Source organism: Streptomyces sp. KL2 (assembly GCF_046529545.1).
Lineage (GTDB): Bacteria > Actinomycetota > Actinomycetes > Streptomycetales > Streptomycetaceae > Streptomyces > Streptomyces radiopugnans.
This window is the reverse complement of record NZ_CP127170.1, coordinates 463,455-485,607: the sequence shown is the minus strand read 5'-3', so window position 1 is coordinate 485,607 and position 22,153 is coordinate 463,455. Positions and strand designations below refer to the sequence as shown.

General features: G+C 74.0%; 22 protein-coding genes. 10 read left to right on the top strand and 12 right to left on the bottom strand.

Annotation, left to right across the window (positions count from 1 at the left end):
* Window positions 1–2: 2 nt before the first annotated feature.
* Window positions 3–1,085 carry an AI-2E family transporter gene (locus tag QPK52_RS02225; RefSeq protein WP_410535204.1) on the top strand — a complete coding sequence of 361 codons (1,083 nt, stop codon included), beginning with the start codon at window positions 3–5 and terminating at the stop codon, window positions 1,083–1,085.
* A gap of 58 nt (window positions 1,086–1,143) precedes the next feature.
* On the opposite strand, the gene QPK52_RS02220 is transcribed toward QPK52_RS02225, so the two are convergent.
* The 7 genes from QPK52_RS02220 to QPK52_RS02190 all read right to left on the bottom strand — a co-directional run bounded on the left by QPK52_RS02220 (window position 1,144) and on the right by QPK52_RS02190 (window position 7,937).
* Entirely contained in the window at window positions 1,144–1,410 is a 267-nt protein-coding gene (locus QPK52_RS02220) for a metal-sensitive transcriptional regulator (RefSeq protein ID WP_410535203.1), read from the bottom strand.
* Window positions 1,411–1,449: 39 nt separating this feature from the next.
* Window positions 1,450–1,830, bottom strand: a complete 381-nt coding sequence (trxA, locus tag QPK52_RS02215) for a thioredoxin (RefSeq protein WP_410535202.1) — start codon at window positions 1,828–1,830, stop codon at window positions 1,450–1,452.
* Window positions 1,831–1,991: 161 nt separating this feature from the next.
* Window positions 1,992–2,852, bottom strand: coding sequence for a sulfite exporter TauE/SafE family protein (locus QPK52_RS02210; protein ID WP_410535200.1), 861 nt, complete (start codon window positions 2,850–2,852; stop codon window positions 1,992–1,994).
* A gap of 5 nt (window positions 2,853–2,857) precedes the next feature.
* Window positions 2,858–3,439, bottom strand: a complete 582-nt coding sequence (locus tag QPK52_RS02205; protein WP_410535199.1) for a rhodanese-like domain-containing protein — start codon at window positions 3,437–3,439, stop codon at window positions 2,858–2,860.
* An 83-nt stretch (window positions 3,440–3,522) separates the two neighbouring features.
* Window positions 3,523–4,902, bottom strand: a complete 1,380-nt coding sequence (locus QPK52_RS02200; RefSeq protein WP_410535198.1) for an MBL fold metallo-hydrolase — start codon at window positions 4,900–4,902, stop codon at window positions 3,523–3,525.
* A 508-nt stretch (window positions 4,903–5,410) separates the two neighbouring features.
* Complete coding sequence (locus QPK52_RS02195) at window positions 5,411–6,379, bottom strand: anti-sigma factor RsbA family regulatory protein (RefSeq protein ID WP_410535197.1); 969 nt, start codon at window positions 6,377–6,379, stop codon at window positions 5,411–5,413.
* 388 nt (window positions 6,380–6,767) lie between these two features.
* On the bottom strand, window positions 6,768–7,937 hold the full coding sequence (locus tag QPK52_RS02190) for a PP2C family protein-serine/threonine phosphatase (RefSeq protein ID WP_410535196.1): 1,170 nt from the start codon (window positions 7,935–7,937) through the stop codon (window positions 6,768–6,770).
* A 101-nt stretch (window positions 7,938–8,038) separates the two neighbouring features.
* On the opposite strand from QPK52_RS02190, the gene QPK52_RS02185 reads away from it, so the two are divergent.
* The 6 genes from QPK52_RS02185 to QPK52_RS02160 all read left to right on the top strand — a co-directional run bounded on the left by QPK52_RS02185 (window position 8,039) and on the right by QPK52_RS02160 (window position 13,019).
* Complete coding sequence (locus QPK52_RS02185) at window positions 8,039–8,545, top strand: MarR family winged helix-turn-helix transcriptional regulator (protein ID WP_410535195.1); 507 nt, start codon at window positions 8,039–8,041, stop codon at window positions 8,543–8,545.
* 409 nt (window positions 8,546–8,954) lie between these two features.
* The gene (locus tag QPK52_RS02180) at window positions 8,955–9,827 is read left to right on the top strand and encodes an STAS domain-containing protein (RefSeq protein ID WP_410535194.1); all 873 of its coding nucleotides are present in this window, start codon (window positions 8,955–8,957) and stop codon (window positions 9,825–9,827) included.
* A complete protein-coding gene (locus QPK52_RS02175; protein ID WP_410535192.1) occupies window positions 9,824–10,237 on the top strand; it encodes an STAS domain-containing protein in 414 nt (137 codons plus the stop codon). The genes QPK52_RS02180 and QPK52_RS02175 overlap by 4 nt, the downstream gene beginning before the upstream one ends.
* A gap of 7 nt (window positions 10,238–10,244) precedes the next feature.
* Window positions 10,245–10,691: an anti-sigma regulatory factor gene (locus QPK52_RS02170; RefSeq protein ID WP_410540163.1), complete on the top strand. Its 447-nt coding sequence runs from the start codon at window positions 10,245–10,247 to the stop codon at window positions 10,689–10,691.
* On the top strand, window positions 10,688–11,698 hold the full coding sequence (locus QPK52_RS02165) for a SpoIIE family protein phosphatase (protein WP_410535190.1): 1,011 nt from the start codon (window positions 10,688–10,690) through the stop codon (window positions 11,696–11,698). Before QPK52_RS02170 ends, QPK52_RS02165 begins: the two co-directional genes overlap by 4 nt.
* Before the next feature lie 7 nt (window positions 11,699–11,705).
* A complete protein-coding gene (locus tag QPK52_RS02160; protein ID WP_410535189.1) occupies window positions 11,706–13,019 on the top strand; it encodes a PP2C family protein-serine/threonine phosphatase in 1,314 nt (437 codons plus the stop codon).
* A gap of 27 nt (window positions 13,020–13,046) precedes the next feature.
* Here the strand turns inward: QPK52_RS02160 and QPK52_RS02155 are convergent, their stop codons facing one another.
* The 4 genes from QPK52_RS02155 to QPK52_RS02140 form a co-directional block, all read right to left on the bottom strand.
* Window positions 13,047–13,310 (bottom strand): hypothetical protein, encoded by a 264-nt coding sequence (locus tag QPK52_RS02155; protein WP_410535188.1) that lies wholly within the window; start codon window positions 13,308–13,310, stop codon window positions 13,047–13,049.
* Window positions 13,311–13,398: 88 nt separating this feature from the next.
* The gene (locus tag QPK52_RS02150; protein WP_410535187.1) at window positions 13,399–14,262 is read right to left on the bottom strand and encodes an MBL fold metallo-hydrolase; all 864 of its coding nucleotides are present in this window, start codon (window positions 14,260–14,262) and stop codon (window positions 13,399–13,401) included.
* A 116-nt stretch (window positions 14,263–14,378) separates the two neighbouring features.
* Window positions 14,379–14,834 (bottom strand): DUF4383 domain-containing protein, encoded by a 456-nt coding sequence (locus QPK52_RS02145; protein WP_410535186.1) that lies wholly within the window; start codon window positions 14,832–14,834, stop codon window positions 14,379–14,381.
* Window positions 14,835–14,920: 86 nt separating this feature from the next.
* Window positions 14,921–15,622: a phosphodiesterase gene (locus tag QPK52_RS02140; RefSeq protein WP_410535185.1), complete on the bottom strand. Its 702-nt coding sequence runs from the start codon at window positions 15,620–15,622 to the stop codon at window positions 14,921–14,923.
* Window positions 15,623–15,856: 234 nt separating this feature from the next.
* Here QPK52_RS02140 and QPK52_RS02135 point away from each other — a divergent pair, with 234 nt between their 5' ends.
* Window positions 15,857–16,990 (top strand): serine/threonine-protein kinase, encoded by a 1,134-nt coding sequence (locus QPK52_RS02135; protein ID WP_410535184.1) that lies wholly within the window; start codon window positions 15,857–15,859, stop codon window positions 16,988–16,990.
* A gap of 67 nt (window positions 16,991–17,057) precedes the next feature.
* On the opposite strand, the gene QPK52_RS02130 is transcribed toward QPK52_RS02135, so the two are convergent.
* Window positions 17,058–17,414 (bottom strand): STAS domain-containing protein, encoded by a 357-nt coding sequence (locus QPK52_RS02130; RefSeq protein ID WP_410535183.1) that lies wholly within the window; start codon window positions 17,412–17,414, stop codon window positions 17,058–17,060.
* Between the two features lie 296 nt (window positions 17,415–17,710).
* On the opposite strand from QPK52_RS02130, the gene QPK52_RS02125 reads away from it, so the two are divergent.
* Both QPK52_RS02125 and QPK52_RS02120 read left to right on the top strand, forming a co-directional pair.
* Window positions 17,711–21,853 (top strand): SpoIIE family protein phosphatase, encoded by a 4,143-nt coding sequence (locus tag QPK52_RS02125; RefSeq protein WP_410535182.1) that lies wholly within the window; start codon window positions 17,711–17,713, stop codon window positions 21,851–21,853.
* Window positions 21,850–22,149, top strand: coding sequence for an STAS domain-containing protein (locus tag QPK52_RS02120; protein WP_410535180.1), 300 nt, complete (start codon window positions 21,850–21,852; stop codon window positions 22,147–22,149). The genes QPK52_RS02125 and QPK52_RS02120 overlap by 4 nt, the downstream gene beginning before the upstream one ends.
* Window positions 22,150–22,153: the final 4 nt, after the last annotated feature.

Here is a 22,153-nt window from a genome sequence, read left to right as displayed (position 1 = left end):
CCTTGGCCCGTTCCGTTCCGGAGTGGCGCCACGCCCCCGGCCGGACCGGCGACCGGTGGGTCCGTGCCGGGGTGGTGGTCTGGACGCTGCTGGGCCTGTCCCTCCTGGTCTGGGGGCTGCTGCGGGTGCTCAGGCCGCTGGCGCCGCTGCTGTGGCCGGTGATCGTCGCGGTGGTGATCGTCTACCTGCTGGCTCCGGCGGTCGGCCTGCTTGAGCGGCGGGGCCTCCCCCGCGCGGCGGGCACGGCCCTGGTGGTGGCCGCACTGGTCGTGGCCGTCACCGTGCCGGCCCTGCTGATCGCCCCGCTGCTGCTGGAACAGGTCTCCGGCGTGCTCGCCGGCCTGCCGACCTCGCTGGAGGGGGTGGAACGCGAGCTGGCGGCCCTGGCCGAGCGGCTGGGGCTGGACGTGCGGGTGAGGTTCGACGGCGAGGCGGTCACGCGGTGGCTGCGGCGGCAGGAGAACCGCGACTCCGTCGCCGGTCTCCTGGCCGGTGTCGGCACCGGGGCGGCGGCGGTCGGCTTCGGCCTGGTGCTGACGTTCGCGGGTGTGGTGATCGGCTTCTACGCGCTCGTCGACCTGCCCCGGATCAGGAACTGGGCGGCCGGACTGCTCCCCGGCCGGCGGCGCGAGGAGATCACCGGGGTGGCGGCCCGCTGCGTGCAGGCCACCGGCGCCTATCTGCGGGGGCAGTTGCTGGTCGCCGCGTTCGTGGGGGTCGCGTCGTCGCTGGCGCTGTGGGCCGTCGGGCTGCGCTACTGGCTGTTCGTCGGCGTGGTCGCGGGGGTGACCAACCTGGTGCCCTTCGTCGGTCCCCTGGTGGGAGGTGTGCTGGCCGTCCTCATCGCCCTGCTGACCGGCGACCCGTGGCAGGCGCTGTGGGCCGCGCTGGCCCTCACCGTCGTCCAGCAGGTCGAGAGCCAGGTCGTCGCGCCGCTGGCACTGGGCCGGGTGGTCCGCCTGCCGCCGCTGGTGGTGCTCGTGGTGGTGCTGGCGGGAGGCGTCGTGGCGGGCGTACTCGGGATGCTGGTCGCCGTGCCGCTCACCACCAGCGCCCGGATCGTGGCGCGGCACCTGCGCACGTGACCGGACGCGCCCCGGACGCTCCGGGCGGGCCCCGCCCGGAGCGTCCGGGGCGCAGCCCTCAGGACAGGGAGAGGAAGAGCTTCTCCATCTTCTGGGCGTCGAGACTGTCGGCGCCGCCCTCCTGGGCCATGCACTGCTTGAGACCGCCGGCCACGATGGAGAAGCCCGCCCGGTCCAGCGCGCGGTTGACCGCGGCGAGCTGGGTGACGACGTCCTCGCAGTCGCGCCCTTCCTCCAGCATGCGCAGGACGCCCGCGAGCTGGCCCTGGGCGCGCTTGAGGCGGTTGACGGCCGATCGCACGTCCTCGGGAGGAAGCTGGACCACGATGGTCGGTCCTTTCGGTTCGTTCCGCGGTGGGCGGGCTCAGCCGCGCGGGCCGGAGCCGGGTTCCTGGGCGGCGACGGAGGCGTGCACCTCGTCCATGTCGAGTCCGCGGACGGCGGTGATCACCTGGTCCAGGGCCTGGGCCGGCAGCGCGCCGGGCTGGGCGAAGACGAGGACGCCCTCGCGGAAGGCCATCAGCGTGGGGATGGAGGTGATGTCGGCGGCGGCGGCCAGGGCCTGCTCGGCCTCGGTGTCGACCTTGCCGAAGACGATGTCGGGGTTGGCCTCGGAGGCATTCTCGTAGACCGGGGCGAACATGCGGCACGGGCCGCACCAGGAGGCCCAGAAGTCGACCAGGACGATGTCGTTGCCGGTGACGGTCTTCTCGAAGTCGGCGGCGGTGAGGGCGACGGTGCTCATGTGGTGGTTCCTTCCGTTTCGCCGGGGTGGCGGCGGTTGATACCCCCTGGGGTAGCCAACGCCGGGGTGGGGCGGAACATTCCACCGGAGCGCCGGTGTCCCGGTACCCCGGCGCACCGATGGGGCGGTGCGCCGGGGTACCGGGGCCGGGGCGGGAGGTGTCAGGTGCCGTGCACGGCGCGCCGCAGCGGACAGCGGGCGACGAAGCCGTAGCAGACACCCGCTCCGGCGCCGAGCGAGGCTACGGCGGCGAGGATCGGCAGACGTGTGCCGGCGGGCGCCTGCTGGACCAGGACGAGGGCGCCCATGGCCAGCACGAACCAGGCGAACAGCCGGGACAGGACGTCCGCGGGGACGCGTCCGGCCAGCTTGGCGCCGGCGAGGCTGCCGGCGATCGCGAAGCCGGTGACGGCCAGGGTCAGGGACCAGTCGATCCGGACGGTGGAGAGGTAGCCGGCGAATCCGGCGGCGGACTTCATCGCGATGACCAGCAGCGAGGTGCCCACGGCCACCGGCATGGGCAGGCCGCCCAGCAGGGCCAGGGCGGGCACGACGAGGAAGCCCCCGCCCGCGCCGACCAGGCCGGTGGCCAGGCCGACGGCCGCTCCGTCCAGCAGCACCCGGCCCACCGGAACCTGCCTGTGCGCCCTGCCGGGGCCGGCATCGCGGCGGCCCCGGAGCATGGCGGCCGCGGTGGCGATCATCATGACCGCGAAGGCGGCCAGCAGGACGACGTCGGGGATGCCGCCGCCGATGAGCCCGCCGGCGTAGGCGCCGGCCATGCCGGCGGCTCCGAACAGGACGCCGGTACGCCGGCGGACCCGCCCGCCGCGGGCATGGTTGATCATGCCCACGGCGGAGGTGACGCCGACGACGAACAGGGAGGTGGCGATGGCCTCCTTGGCGTCCATGCCCGCGACGTAGACCAGCAGCGGCACGGTCAGGATCGATCCGCCTCCCCCGAGGAGCCCGAGGGAGACGCCGACCAGCAGCGCGAGGACCAGGACGAGCGTCAGCGTCATGGCGGTCACCTGCCGCCGGCGAGCTGCGCGACGGCCTTGCGCGGGTCGAAGGACGGCGTGCGGTTCCACGGCATCCTCGACAGCAGCACGCCCATGGCGCAGGTGTTGCTGACGGCCGCGAAGGCCAGGCCGCCGCCGACGAAAGCGGACAGCGCCTGCAGCCCGGGGAGGAGGAAGCTGCCGAGGGCGCCGACCAGGACGAGGGAGCCGGCCACCAGCCGGACCTGGCGCTCCATGTCCCAGCGCTCCTGCCCGTGGTTGGTCGGGGCGCCGGACTTCTCCCAGGAGGCCATGCCTCCCGACAGGACGCTCAGCCCGGGCAGACCGGCCTCGGCGAGGGCGCGCTCGGCCTGGCCGGCCCGCTGCCCGGAGCGGCACACCAGCACCACGTCGGCGTCCAGGTGCTCGGTCAGCTCCTCGCGGTGCTCGCGCAGGGTGTCCAGCGGGACGTTGCAGGAGCCGGGGATGTGCGCGGCCTCGAACTCGGCGGGGGAGCGGACGTCGAGCAACCGCGGCGGGTGGTCCGAGTCGAGCTTCGCGCGCAGTTCGTCGGCGGTCAGGCTGCGGGGGGTGGTGGAGGCGGTCATGCGCTGGTCTCCTGTGAGGTCTTCGGGTGCTCGGGTTTCACGGGTCTTCCGGGCCGCCGGGGTCTTCCGGGCCGCCGGAGGTCTCAGGGGGTCTCGTCGGCGGCGCGGCACAACCCCAGGCCGCGGGCGTTGTCGAAGCTGTCGTCGACGGCGACGACGTCGCGGCCGCGGGCGTCGAGCAGGGCGGCGACGACCCCCGCGCGGTAGCCGCCGGCGCAGTGCACCCAGACCCGGCCCGCGGGGATCTCCCCGAGGCGGTCCGGCACCTCGTGGACGGGGATGTGCACCGAGCCGGGGATGTGCGCCTCGCCGCGCTCCCGGTCGCGGCGCACGTCGAGGACGACGAACTCCTCCCCGCCGTCCGAGCTCTTGTCCAGGGCGGCCTCGAGGTCCTCGAACGTGGCGCGTTCGTAGGCGGCCGGCGGCTCGCCGCCGGCCCAGTCCTCGGGGCCGCCGGTGGCCATGGCGGCCGGGCGGTCCATGCCGATGCGGACCATCTCGCGCTGGGCCTCGGCCACCTCCTCGGCGGTCTCGCCGAGGAGGGTGACCGGGGTGCCCCACGGGATCAGCCAGCCCAGGTAGGTGACGAACTGCCCGTCCAGGCCGAAGTTGAGGCTGCCGGCCAGGTGCCCCGCGGCGAAGGCGGTGCGGTCGCGCAGGTCGACCACCCACTCGCCGGCCTCGATGCGGCGGCGCAGCTCGGCCGGGTCGGCGACGGAGGGCGCGGACAGGTCCGGCTTGCCGGGCCCGCGGGAGTTGGCCGGGCCCATGTGGGCGTAGTAGGCCGGGTAGGCGTCCAGACCCGCCAGGAGCTGCTCGACGTAGGCATCCTCGTCGGTGGTCAGGGCGCTGTTGGTCCTCTTCTCCTCGCCGATGGTGCTGGACGGGCCGGCGGACCGGGTTGCGGAGCAGAACGAGCCGAAACCGTGGGTGGGGTAGACGGCGGTGGAGTCCGGCAGCTCCTTCGCCAGCCGGTGCGCCGAGCGCCACTGGGCCCGCACCAGGCTGTCGGTGTGGTCCGGGCCGAGCAGGTCGGGACGCCCGGTGGAGCCGTACAGCAGCGATCCGCCGGTGAACACCGCGATCTGCTCGCCGTCGGCCTCCAGCGCGAAGGAGAGGTGGGTGTGGGTGTGGCCCGGTGTGTGGATCACCCGCACCCGCATGGTGCCGACCTCGACGATGTCGCCGTCGCGGACACCGGTGCGCTCGTAGGAGACCTCGTCGTCGGCGTTGACCAGATACTGCGCGCCGGTCTCCCGGGCCAGGGCCAGGCCGCCGGTGACGTAGTCGTTGTGGATGTGGGTCTCGAAGACGTGGGTGATCCGCACGCCCGCGGCCTCGGCCGGCGCCGTGACGCGGTCGTAGTCGCGCTGCGGGTCGACCACCAGCGCGGTGGAGCCGTCGTGGGCCAGGTAGGTGCGGTCGCCCAGACCGGGGGTCTCGATGGGCAGAACGGTGATCATCGGGTCTCCTCGGTGGTGGCGGTGGTGGCGGTGGTGGCGGGGACGTCGGGGGCGCCGGCCGCGCACACCTCGGCGAACCGCTGCCGGTCGGTCTCGGGAACCATGCGGGGACTCCTGCTCACTTGCCTTCGGGAAATACCCCGGGGGGTATGTGTGAAGTCAACGGTAACAGGATCCTCCACATGCCCCCGGGGGTATACGAAGGTGATCCGGACCACAGCCGGGGGCCCGCGGCGGCTGTCGGGGCGGGCTCAGGACCTCCGGTGAGGGGGACCGGGGTGCCGCCGCTGCGATCACGCGGGGGCGGGGTGGCTTCCGGCTCCGGGCCGGCCCGGCCGCGGTGGCGGGGGCGCTCGTGCGGCGAACCCCGGCCGCAGGGGTGCGGCCGGGGTTCGCCGGGCGGCGGCCACAGCGGACACGCCGAGGTCAGGACGAGGTCGGGGGACGCCGTTCGCACCCGCGCCGCACGGGTGGCGGAGAAGGGGGGAAGGGGGGCCCGCCGGCGGCCCTAGGAGTGCCTCATGTGCAGCCGTACGGTCAGACCGGCGGGCGTGGCACGGGTCTCGACCAGGTCGCACAGCTGGTGCATCATCCACAGCCCGCGCCCGCCGTCGGCGGAGTCCAGCGTCGGGCGGCGGCGGCCGGCCAGCAGATCGGTGAGGTGCCCGCCGTCGCGGATCTCGGCCACGCAGCAGGGGCCGTCGGACCACAGGCGCAGGGTGCCGTGCCCGCCGCCGTGGGCGATGGAGTTGGCCGCGGCCTCCGCCACGGCCAGGACGAAGTCGCCGCGCCTCGGCATGCCGAGTCCGGCCGTGCCGGCCCAGGCGTCCGCGTGGTGGCGGACCTCGCCGAGGTCGCCGGTGGTGAACGCCAGGGCCGGGGTCCGCGCGGGCGCGGGAGCCAGCGGGAGGGCGTCGCACTCGGCGCTGAGGGTGCGGGGATCGGTGTAGTGCGGGCTGGTCCGCTCCCGGCCGTCCTCCCACAGCACCGGATGGGTGCGTCGGGCGTCGGCGCACACCCGCTCGGGGAGCTCGGAGACGTCGTAGGGGCACAGGACGGTCGCGGCGCGGCCGGTGAAGGCGGCGTTGATCAGGGCCTCGTGCCGGGTGGCCTCCACCAGCTCGGCGGGGGAGCGCCGAGCCCAGATCGGCTCCCCGACGATGCGGGCGGGCCTGCCCGGGTGCCGGTCGGCGAAGTCGCGCAGGCCCGAGAGGATGCGGCCGGGGTTGCGGCCGAAGTCGGTCATGTCCACCAGGGTGAGACGTTCCGCCGAGGCGGTGTCCCCCAGGTGCTCGCGCAGCATCTCCAGCCGCGGGCCGGGGACGGCGACCAGAACGGGGTCGCCCGCCTCCAGCGCGCCGTCGACGAACCCGCCCACCCCGGCGAGGTAATCACCGGGATTCCGGTAGAACAGCGCGGGATGGACGAAGGGATCCGAACTCCCCCGTTCGGTGAGGGCGTGTTCGCTTCTGGTCACGGAGGGACCACCTCTGGCGTGGCGGGAACGTGCGAGAGAGGACCGACCACGCGCGCCGACGGCCGGAAACCGGTCGCGGACCCGCGTGAGCGGGCAGACGCCGAAGCGGCCGCCCGGGAGGGGACGCGCCGGACACACCGGCTCGGTGCCGGTATCGGCACGTCGGCGAACACCTCCGCTCGGTCCTCGACTCTGCTCCACGGGTCCGTGTGCCCTGTGGTGCCCGGCGTACACCGGTGTCCTCGTCTTCCGGTGACACCGGCGGGGCCGGACGCGCCGCGCGGAGGCGGACGTGCTCCCGCTCGTACGGGGGACACGTGGGGAATGCGAGAGACAAGGGTACAGCGGTCCCGGAGCACGGCCCGGGCGGGGTGGCGGGCCCGGGCCGTCAGCTCCTCCTGCCGTGCCAGTCCAGGCACACGACCATGGCGTCGTCGTCCGCGGGCGGCTCGCCGCGGTGCCGGGCGAGCTCGGCGAGGACAGCCCGCGGCACCTGGGACGGGGGGAGGAGCCGGGTGCTGGTCATGGCGCGGGCCAGGGCCCGCTCGCCGAACCGCTCGCCCGACGGCGAGGCCACCTCATAGACCCCGTCGCTGGCGAACAGCAGGCGGTCCCCGGCCTCGATCCGGAAGTGCTGGACGGCGTAGGGGGTGTCCTCGAACATCCCCAGCGGGAGCTGCGCCTCCAGCTCGACCGGTTCGACGACGCCGCCGCGCAGCCGCCAGATGCGCGGCGACCCGGCGTCGACGGCCTCCAGCCGCCCGGTGGCCAGATGGATGCGCAGCAGCAGGACGGAGACATGGACGGCCCCGCGGTGCTGCCCGTAGACCGCCTGGTCGGCCAGGACCGCCTGGCCGACCAGGTCCAGCCCGGCCCGGCGGGCGTTGCGCATCGCGCTGAGGGCGAGGTTGGTCAGGAGGGCCGCGTCGACGCCCTCGCCCATCCCGTTGGTCAGGGTCACGGTGAGGTGGTCGGCCGAGACGGACCAGTCGAAGTTGTCGCCGAAGACGGCGTAGGCGGGTTCGAGCTGGGCGCCGAGCTCGTACTCGGGGCCGGAGCAGGACCGGCCGGGCAGCAGCTGCCACTGCATCTCGGCCGCGAGGGTGAGGCGCTCGGCCCGCCGTGCCCTCAGATAGACGTCGGTGTTGTGGTCGGCGACGAGGATCTCCCGGCCGAGCACCTCGCACAACTGCCGTAGTTCTCCCAGAGCCTCGGGCGAGGCCTCCTCGCAGGGAAGGGTCACCGACAGCACGCCCAGCCGGTCGCCGCGGACGGTGACCGGCAGGTGCGCGGTGACGACGCCCGAGCGCTCGTCGGAGGAGAGGCGCGGCTGCTGGGAGCCGAACGCCCTTCCGGGTTCGGTGGAGTGGACCGGAACGGACTCCGTCGGGTAGGGAAGAGGACCGACCGGCTGGAGTATGGTCGTCCCGTAGTCGGCCATCAGCAGGTCCACGGTGATCGCCCCGAAGTGCCGCGCCAGTGAGGCGCGGAGTGCGTCGAGCAGTGCGTGGGGAGCGGCATCGCGCAGGGCGCGCTCCACGGCCGTGAATCTGTCCACCGTGTCACAACTACTTTCTGTTTCTGCAGAAAAAGCCGATATGGGAAGTTAAGTGCCGTTCGGAGCTCGGGCTGACAATACAGACGCGGAGTGTCACAGTTATGGTCGTGAATCCCGGACCCTCCCAGCGCCGCTCCGCGGACGCGGCACATGCCGCGTCCGAGGTGATAGAGCTCCTGGAAGTGCTGTGGGAACGGGGCCGGGAGGCCGCGTCGCCCGCGCCTGTCTCCGCCTCCCAGCTGAGGGTCCTTTACACCCTCGACCGCGACGAGGGCATCAATCTGCGCACGCTCAGCGAGACCCTGGGTTCCGCCCCTTCGTCGGTCAGCCGTCTGTGCGACCGGCTGCAGGCGGTCGGGTTCGTGGAACGCGCTCCCAGCCCGGCGAGCCGGCGGGAACTCGAACTGAGGCTGACCGGCCGGGGCAGGACGTATCTGCGGGATCTGCGGAGCCTGCGGGAGGAGGCGCTGGCTACGGCCATGGCGGCGATGTCGCCCGCGGCACGCAGGGCGCTCGCCGAGGGGCTGCGGGGGTTCCGGGCGGCGGTTGACGAGACGCTGCCCAGGCGCCGGGATGCCGGAGCGGACGGAGATGTGAGATCGGCGTGAGCCCATCGTCCTGGGCGGCATGTGCATCGCCATTCTGCCTCACCGATACATCACACACCTCATGGCCGCCGCGGAGCGCCGCACCGCGGGGGGAGTCCTGGCGTGATGGCCGGTCGGGGCGGGTGCGACAGGGAAAGATTGTTGTGCTGCGTACACAGTTGTCAAATGGAAACAATCGATCGGGACGCATTGGAGGCCGGTTTCAGGGAAGGGCACGTCAAGAGCCGGTGAGTTCCACCGGGCTCTGATGCGGCGTCAGTTGGGGCTGGCAGCCTCCGTGGCCGCTGCTAACATTTGCCGGACGGCAACAAAAGGGGTGAACGGTGCCGTCCCGTCACTCCGTACATCCAGCCGGACGCCGACGTCACGGGCGTGGGCCGGCGACGAACGACTGTGAGAGGGCCTGTCAGTGAACGCCAGCGACGCAGCCGTACGAGACCGGTTGACAACCGCAATCCGCGAGCGCGGCGACGAGATCGCCGACCGGTGGGTGCAGTTGCAGCAGGAGCGTGCGGCGATCGGGATAGACGAGGGCGAACTCCGCGAGGAGGCCGACGCGCTCCTCGTCCTGCTGGGCGGGGCCCTCAACAGCGACCACGGGATGGAGAGCGTGGTCGACGCCCACCAGGACCTGCGCGGCGCGGTCATGGAGCTGTCCCTGCGCAGGGAGCGCAGCGGCGCGACCCCCACCGCCACCTCCCTGGCGATCCTGGCGCTCAAGGACGCCCTGCTGGAGGCCGTGGAGCGCGACAACCACGACCCGCGGGAGCTGTTCCCGGCGGCCCTGACGATCAACCGGCTGCTGGACGAGGCCGCCGCCCTGTCCTTCAACGCCTACGTGGAGCGCCGCGAGGAGATCATCCAGCGGCAGAGCCGCCAGCTGCTGGAACTGTCCACCCCCGTGGTCCACCTGTGGAGGCAGACCCTGGCCGTGCCGCTGATCGGCACCCTGGACACCGCGCGCACCCAGGTGGTGATGGAGAACCTCCTGCAGGCCATCCAGACCCACGAGGCCCGGGTGGCGATCATCGACATCACCGGTGTGCCGACGGTCGACACCGCCGTTGCCCAGCACCTGATGCAGACCGTCAACGCGGTGCGCCTGATGGGCGCCGACTGCTTCATCAGCGGCGTGCGGCCCTCCATCGCGCAGACCATCGCCCAGCTGGGCATCGACCTGTCCACCATCCTCACCCGGGCCACCCTCGCCGACGCCCTGGCCGCGGCGGTCGACATGACCGGACAGGACTCACCGGCCACCGGAACGACGAAGAGCCGATGACCGACCGCCAGTCCATGGACATCCCCATCCTCAGGCTCGGTGACGTACTGGTCACCGGGCTCATCAACGAGCTCGACGACAAGACGGCCACCGTCTTCGCCGACGAGCTGACCGAGCGCATCGCCGCCGAGCGGGCCAGGGGTGTCCTCATCGACATCTCCCGGCTGGAGATCATCGACTCGTTCGTGGCGCGCACCCTGACCGAGCTGAGCACCATGGCCCGGCTGCTGGGCGCCCGGGTGATCGTGGCCGGCATGCGGCCGCCCGTGGCGATCACCCTCGTCGAACTGGGCCTGCAACTCACCGGAGTGGAGACGGCACTCAACGCGGAGCAGGGGATGGCCGCACTGGGCTGGCACCACGCCCCGCGGCCCCCGGAAGGGGGGACCCGGCGTGAAACTCTCGGGTGAAAGGACGATGGGCGCCTCGGCGGCCCCCGTCGAAGCGGGCGGCGGCGCCGCGAGCGCCGGGGCGACCTACCCGGTCCGTACCGACGAGGACCTCATCACGGTCCGGCACGCGGTACGGGCCGCCACCGTCGAGACCGGCTTCGGGCTCGTCGACCAGACCCGCGTCGTCACCGCGGCCAGCGAACTGGCGCGCAACGCCTACATCCACGGCGGCGGCGGCACGGTGACCATCGAGTTCCCCAGGAACGCGGGACGCCGGGGCGTCCGGCTGACCGTCAGGGACGAGGGGCCCGGCATCCCCGACCTGGAGGCGGCGCTGGCCGACGGCTTCACCACCGGCTCCGGTCTGGGGCACGGCCTGGGAGGCGCGCGCCGCCTCATGCACGAGTTCGAGGTGCACACCGAGCCGGGCAGGGGCACCACCATCAGCGTGACCCGCTGGAACACGCAGTGAGCCGACCGCCCTCCGCCGTGGAGAGCCTGACCGACGAGATCCGCATCGACCACGAGAGCGCGATCCACGTGGCGGCCTCGGCCGCGCGCCGCTGCGCACAGCGGTGCGGGCTGCCCGGGGCCATGCCCGACCAGGCGGCCGTCCTCGCCAGCGAACTGGCCAGCAACCAGGTCAAGCACGCCATCGACGGAACGGTGTACATACAGCCGGCGCTCCAGGGCGACGGGGTGGAGATCACCGCCGTCGACCGCGGCCCCGGCATCCGCGACCTGGACCGCTCGATGGCCGACGGCTACACCACGACCGGTTCCCTCGGCGCGGGACTGGGCGCGGTCCGCCGGATCGCCACCGAGTTCACCATCCGCACCCAGCCGGGCTCGGGCACCCTGGTCAACGCACGGCTGTCCGCTCCCGGCGGACGGCCGAAGGCCCGGTACGGCGTCGGATCGGTGTGCCTGCCGGCCCACGGCGAGAAGCACTGCGGCGACGCCTGCACCGTGGCCGACACCGGTGACGCCCTCACCGGCCTCGTCGTCGACGGGCTGGGACACGGCGCGGCGGCAGCCGAGGCGGCCCGCTCGGCCCTGCGGGCCTTCCGCACCGCCCCCGACCGCCCCCTGGCCGAGATCCTGGCCTCGCTGCACCGCTCGCTGCGCCACACCCGCGGCGCGGCGACGGGTGTGGTGCGGGTGCACCCGGACCGCGCCGAGTACTGCGGCACGGGCAACATCCGCGCCACGGTGCTCTCGAACGGCGAGGTGGCCCACCGTATGGCCGGTCAGCCCGGGATCGTGGGCTGGAACGTCCCCACCCCCCGGCCGCGCACCGTGTCCCTGGCGCGGGGGGCGGCGGTCGTCCTGCACAGCGACGGCATCGAGTCCCGCTGGTCGCACAGCCCGCCCACCTTTCTGCTGCGGCTTCCGCCGTCCCTGCTGGCGGCGGCCCTGGCCCACGGGCACCGGCGCGTCCGCGACGACGCCACCGTGCTCACCGTCCAAGCGGCGTAGAGGTTCCATGACCGACAACACCACTTCCCACCACCACACACTGCTGAGCCTGCGACAGGCGGTGCGCAAGGTCGCGCGCGTCCACCGGGTGCCGGTGGAGACCAGGGCCCGGCTGGTGATGTCCGCGGTGGACCTGGCACGCACCGAGATCGCGGCGGGACGGCCGGTACGGCTGGAGGCGTGCGCCGAGCCGTCCCCCGGTGGGACGGCGGACCAGCTCGTCGTCACGCTCGACACCCTCAGCGATCTGACGGCCGACCGCGGCGGCATCGCCGACCTGCCCCTTCCCGCCCAGTTCGCCTCCGGGGGCTCGGTCACCTGGCGCATGCCGCTGCCCGGGCGGCGTGGTGACGGCGGCAGCGCGGGCAAGGGGGACAGGGGGAGCGACGAGGGCACGGTCCTGCCCGCCCAGAACGGCGGAGCGGCGGCCGGGAGCGGCTGCCCCACGTCGGAGATCCACGCGGTGGAGCAGGAGCTGCGCGCGGTGCTGGCCCGTCTGGACTCCCTCACCGCCGAGCACCGGCGGCTCAAGCACGAGATCGCCGAGACCAACCGGGGCACCCTCGCCCTCTACGTCCAGCTGGAGGAGCGCGACGAGCAGCTGCGCAAGGCCCACGGCCAGACCCTGCGCGAGCTGGAGGACGCGCTGCGGCCCGCCCCGATCGAGGTCGACGGCCTGGAGATGGCCGTCCACTACGCGCCGGCCGGCACCGACGCGCCCACCGGCGGCGACCTGTACGACTGGCTGCAGCTACCCGACGGCACCGTCCACATCACCGTCGTCGACGCCCTCGGCCACGGTGTGACCAGCACCCGCGGCGCCCTCAACGTCACCCACGCGGTACGGACCCTGGCGCTGGAGGGGCACCCGCTGGAGTCGATCATCGCCCGGACCGCCGAGATCCTGATGCCCTTCGACAGCGAGCTGATGTCCACCGTGCTGCTGGCCAGGATCAACCCGGCCACCGGCGACCTGTTCCTGGCCAACGGCAGCCACCCGCCCGCGCTGCTGCTGCCGGCCGGGGGCGAGCCCGAGTACCTGGAGGTGCGCGGGCGGGGCATCGGCTACCCGCTGCCGGGCAGCGAGCGCCTGCTGCACGTTCGGATGGGGCCCGGGGACATGCTCATCCTCTACACCGACGGCCTCACCGAGAGCCGCAAGGACCCGCGCGAGGGCGAGAAGCGGCTGGTCGAGGCGGCCCGCCGCCACTCGGACAGGCCCATCGCGGAGGTTCCCGGCGCCATCGCCGAGGACATGCACACGGTCATCCTCCACCCCGACGACACACTGGCGCTGGCCGTGCGCGTCCCGCCCGCCTGAGCGGGCGGGACGCGCACGGGCGGTCCCTCAGCCGCCCAGCTCGGAGACCACGGTCTGCAGCCTGGAGGCCAGTGCCTCCAGGTCCCGGTCGGAGGGCGCCCCCGGGCCGAGCCGGGCGGCGAGGTCGTCGCGGGAGACGACCTCCACGGCTCCTCGGTAGCGGTCGGCGCCCGCCTCGGCGGCGGACACGACCCGCGGGCTGCCCTCCAGGAGGACCAGCCGGGGGTCGGGGTCGGAGGAGCTGAGCAGCTCCCTCACGTGCTGGGCTGTGATCGTGCTCGTGCTCGGCACCTTGTGGGCCTTCCTCTCGGTCCTCTGGGGTCTTCAGGTCCTTCTGGGTGTCCGACTCCCGCTGCCGCGGAGCCGGCGGCCGGGCTTCTCAGGGGTCTCCCTGCCGCGCGGGCCCGGTCCCGACCGGGCCGGAGGCGTCGACGGTCACCCGCTCCCCCCGGGGGCAGTGCAGTACGCCGGAGGGGAAGCCGGGCCGCTCCGCCTCCCGGAGGAAGTCAGACAGGGGGGACTTCATCACGGTGTAGTCGTCGTAGTGCACCGGCAGCACGCGACGGGGCCGCAGCGCGGAGACGAGGTCGGCGCCCTGGAGCGCGTCCATGGTCACCAGCAGCCCCCCGGGGAGCGTGGTACCGCCCAGGTGGACCACCGCCAGGTGGATGTCCGGGCACAGGCGCGCGATCTCGTGGACGCCGGGGAACATCAGGGTGTCGCCGGAGATGTACAGCCGCAGCCGTACCGTCCCCCCCGGATCGCCGAACTCCAGCAGGCTGCCCATCACCGGGGGCAGCAGGAAGTCCACCGGGCCCGGTCCGTGGCGGCCGGGCAGCGCCGTGATCCGCACCTGGCTGCCACCGCGCACCAGGACGTGGTCGTGCCAGGTGGGCAGGCCCGTGGCGCGGCTGAACCCGTGCAGCCCCTGCAACCGCCGCGAGGCGTGCGGGGTGGTGACGATCGGCAGGGATCGGGGCAGGTTCCGGCGGGCGACCCGGTCCCAGTGGTCGCCGTGCAGGTGCGACAGCACCACCGCGTCCAGGTCCGGAGGGAGGTCCGTCACCCGCAGGGCCGGCTCCTTCAGCCTCCGGGACAGCAGACCCTTGCCCAGGTAGGCGTACTGGCCGCGGTGGAGGAAGTTGGGATCGGTCAGCAGCGTCAGCTCGCCGTAGCGGATCAGGAGGGTGGCGTTGCCGACGAAGAGGAGCTCGGCGGCTCCCGGGGGCGGCGCGGGCTGCATGGTGGAGCCTCCTCGCCTTCTTCATCGTTTCCGGTGGGCCGGCAGGCCGGTGAGCGGCGGGGCGGCGCTGTGCCGCCCCGCCGGGGAGGGGAAGGTGTCCGGGTGCGCGGTCCGGGTCAGGGGGCCGCGTTGCGGCGGCCGCCCAGGACCACGCCGAGCGCGATCATGCCCACGCCCAGCACGAAGTGGAGCCAGTCGTCGGCCGTGTTCAGGGGCACGAAGTTCGCGCCGCTGTCCTTGTCGATGATCAGCCCGTAGATCCACAGCAGCAGGTAGATCACGCCTCCGCCGATCAGGAACGCCTTGGCTCCGGCGGCGCTGCGGGCCATCACCAGTCCGACGACGCCGAAGGCGAGGTGGACCAGGTTGTGCAGGATCGACACCATGAAGACGCCGAGCAGCATGGCGCCCGACTCGTGTCCGGCGAACTCCATGTCGCCGTAGTCGGTGGTGATACCGGGGATGAACCCCAGGATCCCCACGAGCAGGAAAACCGCGGAGACCACCTTGGCTGCGGTGATCACGGGCGCCCGGTGCGCCGTGCCCGCGGTCCTCGGACCTGTGCTGGCCATCGTCATCATCTCCACTGCGAATCGGGTACCGGCCGGTTCGGAGTACCCCCGCCTTCCGGACGGAAACGGCACGGGGTGACGGCTTTTCAGCCGCGGCCCTCCCGGGACCCCTCGTACGCCGCGGGCCGCACCGCCGCGAAGGCCGTGCCCGGCGCCAGCCCCGGCAGGCTGTTCCGGTGGACGTCGAAGCCCGGGGTGGAACGGGACGGCTCCCGCAGCGGCGAGCGGACGGTGAGCACCGCGAAGGTCCGCCACCGGCCCGCCGGCTCGGCCGCCCGCAGGTCGAACACCAGCGGCCCGTCCGCGAGCGCCCGCCGCAGGGCGGGAGGGCTGCCGTGGACCGGGCGCAGCCGGCGGCGCGGGAAGGCGGCCAGCACCATGTCGCGCCCGCCGACCCGGTAGGTGAGCAGGCTGCTGTACGGGCCGCCCAGCGCGTCGCCGCGCGGCAGGGGCAGCCGGCGCAGCACGGGGGGCCGGGCGCTGCTGGTCAGCAGCAGGTCCACGGGCCGGCCGGGGCCGCCCGCGTCCTGTGCCCGGACGGCGAGCCCGAGCCAGTCGGGCAGCGGCCGCGGCAGGCCGGCGCCCCGGGACAGCCGTACCACGCACTCGTACCGGCCGAGCCCGTCCAGCCAGGGGACGCCCCAGGCGGTCCCCTGGGGACCGGGCATCGCCAGCTCACCGGTGCAGGTCAGGCCGTCGGGGTGGAAGGCGGGGGCGTGGCGCAGCCGGGCGAGCTGCCGGAAGCCCGCCCGGCTGCCGCGTACGCGCAGGGGCACGGGTCGGGACATCGGCGCCTCCCTCTTCCCGGCGGGGCCCGCCGGCACGTTCCGGGCGAACCGTCCCGGTCCGCAGTTGCCGCATCGCACGTGCCGAAACCCCGGTGCACCCGGCGGCGGCGCTCCGGTGCGCACCGGCACACCCGGCACCGGCCGACCGCCCTGCCGCCTTACCGCACGGTCGGGGAAGGGCCCATACTGGGCGGGCCGGGGGGCGGCACGGGCGAGAGGGGGCGGCAGCGCGCGATGAGGGAGAGCACACTGATCCAGGGCCGGTACCGGCTGCTGGGCCTCGTCGGACGCGGTGGCATGGGCCAGGTGTGGCGGGCGCACGACGAGTCGCTGGACCGGGAGGTCGCCGTCAAGTGCCTCAAGCCGCCGGGGAGCCGGCCCGGCCCCCGGGAGACCGTGGCGCTGCGGGAGCGCTTCCGCCGCGAGGCGCGCCTCGCGGCCTCGCTCCAGCACCGCGGCGTGACCGTCGTCCACGACTTCGGGGAGCACGACGGGGTGCTCTACCTGGTGATGGAGCTGCTGGACGGGTACGACCTCAGCCGGCTCCTGGAGCTGGGCGGGCGGCGGCCGCTGCCCGTGCCCGACCTCTTCGACATCGCCGAGCAGATAGCCGCCGCCCTCGCCTACACCCACGACCGGGGCATCGTCCACCGCGACCTCAAACCCGCCAACGTGGTGCGCACCGCCGACGGCACCGTGAAGATCTGCGACTTCGGCATCGCCCGGCTCGACCGCAGCGCGGGCCCGGCCGCCGGGACCGCCGGCGGCTTCCCCATGGGCACCCCGCACTACATGTCGCCCGAGCAGATAACCGGAGCCCACCTCGACCACCGCAGCGACCTGTACTCGCTCGGCTGCGTGCTGTACGAGATCGCCACCGGCGCCCCGCCCTTCGACCTGGAGGACACCTGGGGCGTCCTCGTCGGCCACCGCGAGACCGCGCCCCGGCCGCCGCGGGAACTCCGCCCCGACCTGCCCGGGGACCTGGAGCGGATCATCCTCGACCTGCTGGCCAAGGAGCCGGACGAGCGGCCCGGGGACGCGGCGGAACTCGGCCGCCGCACCGCCGAGGCGCGCCGCGCGGGGAGCCCGGACGGGCAGCGGATCCCGCTCCGGGGGTCGCCCGGGTCCGCCGGGCGGCTGCCGGAGTGGGCGTACGGAGTGCGCATCGGCGCCAGGGCCGTCGCCGGCCGCCCCCCGCGTTCCGGTCCTTCGGTGCCCCCCGGGTACCCGGGGGTGCTCAGCGGCCCGTGGACCGGCTCCGGTGCGGGTGCCGGCACCGGGCGGAGCGTCCCGGACGCGCCCGGCGGCGAGGACCCCGCCGCGGCCCGCCGGCCCTGCTCGCCGGCCGCCGCGGTGCCGGACTGACCCGGGGCCGCCGGAGCCGCGGCCCGGTCCGCGCTTTCGGCCCGTGGTCCCGGTCCACCCGGCGGGATCACCCGGCGAGGGCCGCCACCGCCTCCTCGACGCTGTCGTGGAAGGCGAAGATCTGATCCAGTCCGACGATCCCGAAGACGCGCATGATGTCGTCGTCCAGACCGGCCAGCGCCAGGCTGCCGCCCAGGGACTGGGTGAGGTGGTAGGCCGTGATCAGGACGGTGATGCCGCTGGAGTCGCAGTAGACCAGGCCGGACAGGTCGATGACGACCGCGGTCCCGCGGTCGCGGGGCAGCTCGTTCAGCGCCTCGCGCATCCTGTCGGCGGTGTGGTGGTCCAGCTCGCCGGACACCTCCAGCAGAAAGGGACCTGCGGGGTGGGGGCGCAGCGTGACGGTCAGATCTCGGTCGGGCACCCGTTCTCCTGTACGCGCTGGTCGGTCCGGTCGTTCCCCGGCACGGCCGGAGCGGCGGGACGGCGCCGGGGCCGGAGACGGAACGCTCCGGGGCGCGGATCCGCCGGGACGCTGATCGACTGCCCGCTTACGGGGCGAGTGAACCCCGCGGGCCGACCGCGCCGCAGGCCGTGGCCGGCCGCGTTTATCCTACGGGACCGGTTGCGGCGCATCGTCGCCGTACCAGTGGATATGCGCATCCGTGACGCGGGACCGCGGAACACCGGTACGCGCGGTGGGCGAGGAGGGCAGAGGCGATGGGCGACGCCGACGGGGCCGGGCCGCTGGAGCTGCTCTTCCCCGGGCACAGCGAGATGGCCGAGCGGATGCGCGCCTTCGACTGGGCGGGCACCCCGATGGGCGACCCGGCCGGCTGGCCGGCGAGTCTGCGCACGGCCTGCCGCATCTGCCTGACCTCCCGCTACCCCATGTTCCTGTGGTGGGGCGATGACCTGCGGTTGCTGTACAACGACGCCTACCAGCACCTGCTGGGCAACAAGCATCCCGCGCTGGCCCGGCCCGGCCGGCAGGTGTGGGGCGAGATCTGGGACGTCATCGGCCCGATGCTGCGGTCGGTGACGGAGACCGGAAAGGCCACCTGGTCGGAGGACCTGCTGCTGAAGATGGAGCGGCACGGCTACCTGGAGGAGACGTACTGGACCTACTCCTACAGCCCCCTGCACGACGAGGACGGCCGGGTGCGCGGGGTGTTCACCGCGTGCAACGAGACCACCGAGCGTGTCGTGGGGGAGCGGCGGCTCGCCGTGCTGCAGGACCTGGGCGCCCATGCGGGCACCGCCCGCAGCGTGGGGGAGGCGTGCCGGCTGGTCGCCCGGGTGCTGGGCCGCGCGCAGCGGGACGTGCCGTTCGCCGCGGTCTACCTGCGACGCCCCGGCGGCGAGCCGGTCCCGGCCGCCGTCAGCCCGCCCGGCACCGCCCCCGGCCCGCCGGGCGGCCGCGGCGACTGGCCGCTGGAGCAGGTGCTGGCCACCGGCGAGCCGGTGGTCGTCGAGGACGTCCTGCGGCGGTTCGGGCGGCTGCCGTCCGGAGAGTGGGAGAAGCCGCCCACACAGGCGGTGGTCCTGCCGCTGCCGGGCGAGACCGGAACGGGACCGGTCGGGGCGATCGTCCTGGCCGTCAGCGCCGGGCGCGTGCTGGACGACAGCTACCGGACCTTCCTGGACCTGGTGGCCCGGCAGACCGCCGCGCTGGTCAACGGGGCGGTGGCGTACGAGGTCCAGCAGCGCAGGGCCGAGGAACTCGCCGAGCTGGACCGCGCCAAGACCGCGTTCTTCTCCAACATCAGCCACGAGTTCCGCACCCCGCTCACCCTGATCATGGGCCCGCTGGAGGAGCTGCGCGGGCAGCTGGCCGGAGCCGGTGAGCAGGTCCGCGAGGAGCTGGAGGTCATCCGCCGCAACGGGCTGCGCATGGGCAAGCTCGTCAACACCCTGCTGGACTTCTCCCGCATCGAAGCGGGGCGGATGCAGGCCCGCTTCGAGCCGGTGGACCTGGCGGCCGTCACCGCGGAACTGGCCAGCGTCTTCCGCTCGGCGGTGGAACGGGCCGGTCTGGCCTTCGAGGTGGACTGCCCCGCGCTGCCCGAACCGGTCCACGTCGACCGCGGCATGTGGGAGAAGGTGGTCCTCAACCTGCTGAGCAACGCGCTGAAGTTCACCTTCGACGGCTCCATCGGCGTGACGCTGCGCGCCGAGGACGGGCAGGCGGTGCTGCGGGTGTCCGACACCGGCATCGGGGTGCCCCCGGACGAGCTGCCGCGGCTGTTCGAGCGTTTCCACCGCATCGAGAACGTCCGCGCGCGCTCGAACGAGGGCAGCGGCATCGGACTGGCGCTGGTGAAGGAGCTGGTCGGCCTGCACGGCGGCACGATCACCGCCGACAGCTCCGGGGGCGGGGGCACCGTCCTCACCGTCCGCGTGCCCTTCGGGTCGGCCCATCTGCCGGCCGGTTCGGTGGCACGGGGCGCCGAACCGTTCCCGGCCTCCGCCGCCGACCCCTACCTCCAGGAGGCGCTGCGGTGGCTGCCGGAGGGGGGCGGGGAGGCCGGACCGGAGGAATCCGCACAACCGGCCGCCGGGCGGGCGGAGTCCGCGCAGCCGGTCCCCGGGGAGACGCGGGCCCGGGTGCTGGTCGCCGACGACAACGCCGACATGCGCGAGTACCTCCAGCGGATCCTGGCCCCCGGCTACCGGGTGACGACGGTCGCCGACGGCCGGGAGGCACTGGAGGCGGTCCGCGCCGACGCCCCCGACATGGTCGTCAGCGATGTGATGATGCCCCGGATGGGCGGCCTGGAGCTGGTGGAGGCGCTGCGCGCCGACTCCCGCACCGCCGGGGTGCCGGTGCTGCTGCTGTCGGCCCGGGCCGGCCAGGAGGCGTCCATCGAGGGGCTGGAGGCGGGCGCCGACGACTATCTGGTCAAGCCGTTCTCCGCCGCGGAGCTGCTGGCACGGGTACGGACCGCGGTGAAGCTGTCACGACTGCGCAACCACCACGCGCAGTGGCGCACCGCGCTGGTCGACTCGCTCCAGGAGGCGTTCTTCGTCTGCGACGAGGAGGGCGCCGTCGTCGAGATCAACTCCGCCTTCACCGACATCCTCGGCTACGGTCCGGAGGGCCTGCCCTACCGGCCCAAGCACCCCTGGTGGCCGGACGAGGAGACCGACCCCGAGGCCCACCGGGCCATCGAGAAGGCCTTCGCCCAGGTCGTGGGCGAGGAGAAGGGCAGCTACATCACCCCCGTCAAACACCGCGACGGGCACCGGCTGTGGGTGTACGCCTCCTTCAACGAGGTCCGCGACCCCGACACCGGCAGGCGCATGGTGGTCGGCACCTTCCGGGACGTCACCGCCGAGCGCCTCACCGCCCAGCGCGAGACCGCCCTGGCGGCGCTGAGCGTACGGCTGTCCGAGGCCGGGAGCGTCCCCGAGGCCCTGCGGGCCGCGCTGGACGAACTGCGCGGGGTGTGGCGGGCCCCCCGCGCCCTGGCCGTCACCTGGGACGGCCCGGACCGGGTGCCCCGGCTGGTCGCCGCGGTGCCCGGCACCGCGTGGGGGGAGCCGGGCGATCCGGCCCGCGAGGCCGTCGAGGCCCTGCGCGGCCGCAACCCCCTGCACCCGGTGGCCACCGGCCGGCCGGCCGGAATCGGCATCACCCTGGAACATCCCGGCGGACCGCTGGCGCTGTGGGTCGAGGCCAGTGAGGAGCGGCCCTTCATCTCCGAGGACCACACCCTGCTGGCCGTGCTGGGCGGTTACCTCGGGCAGATGCTGCAACGCGTCCACGCCTTCGAGCAGCAGCGCGAGACCGCGCTGGCCCTCCAGCGGGCCATCCTGGGCCCCGACCGCCTGCCGCGGGGGTTCGCCGTCCGCTACGAACCCGCAGCCCGGCCCCTGGAGGTCGGCGGGGACTGGTACGACACCGTCGAGCTGCCCGACGGCCGTATCGGCATCGTCGTCGGCGACTGCGTCGGCCGCGGCCTGGAGGCCGCCACCGTCATGGGCCAGCTGCGCAGCGCCTGCCGGGCCCTGCTGCTGCAGTTCGCCGACCCGGCCCAGGTGCTGAGCGCGCTCGACCGGTTCGCGGCCCTGATCCCCGGCGCGACGTGCGCCACCGTCTTCTGCGGTGTGCTCGACCCCGTGACCGGCCGGCTGGCCTACAGCAGCGCCGGCCACCCCCCGGGCATCCTGACCCATCCGGACGGCGCCACCGAACTGCTCGACCAGGGCCGCTCCATCCCCCTGGCGGTGCAGCCGGGCCGCCCCCGGCCCACGGGAACGCGCACCATGCCGCCGGCCTCCGTCCTGCTGCTGTACACCGACGGTCTGATCGAGCGGCGCAGCCGCCCGCTGCACGCGGGCATCGCCGCGGCCTCGGCCGCCGCCCGGCGGGGGCGCGCCGCGGACCTGGAGGAGCTGGCCGACGCCATCCGGACCGGCCTGGAACCGGCCGGCGGCTACGACGACGACATGGCGCTGTTGCTCTACCGCCATCCCGCGCCCCTGGAAGTGGCCTTCCCCGCAGACTCCGCCCAGCTCGCCCGTGTCCGCGGCGCCCTGCGCGACTGGCTGGGGCGCCTGGACGCCGGCCCGCGCCTGACGCAGGCGGTCCTGGTCGCGGCGGGGGAGGCCTGCGCCAACGCCATCGAGCACGGCCACCGCCACAATCCCGGCCGTACCGTGTGCCTGAGGGCCGCGGCCACCGCGGACGGCCTCCGCCTGACCGTCATCGACTCCGGGAGCTGGAAGCCACCGCGGCCCGAGGCCAACGCCCACCGCGGCCGCGGCCTGATCCTGATCCGCGCGCTCATGGACCAGGTCGACATCGTCACCGACGACGCCGGAACCACCGTAGACATGCATGTGAGGATCACACGTTGACCACCCCTCTGACGCTCACCGACCAGCGGCGTCCCGACGGCACCCCGGTCCTCGTGGCCGAGGGCGAGATCGACATGAGCAACGTCGGTGAGTTCCGGGCCTCGGTGGACCGGGCCGCCGCCGGCGGCGACGGACGGCTGGTGGTGGACCTCACCGCCGTGGGCTACCTGGACAGCGCCGGGCTGGCGGCACTGTTCGCCCACGCCGGCCGCCTGGAACTGATCGCCCCGCCGCTGCTGGACCCGGTCCTCACCGTTTCGGGACTCGCCGACCTGGCCACCGTGCGCATCGTCTGAAGGG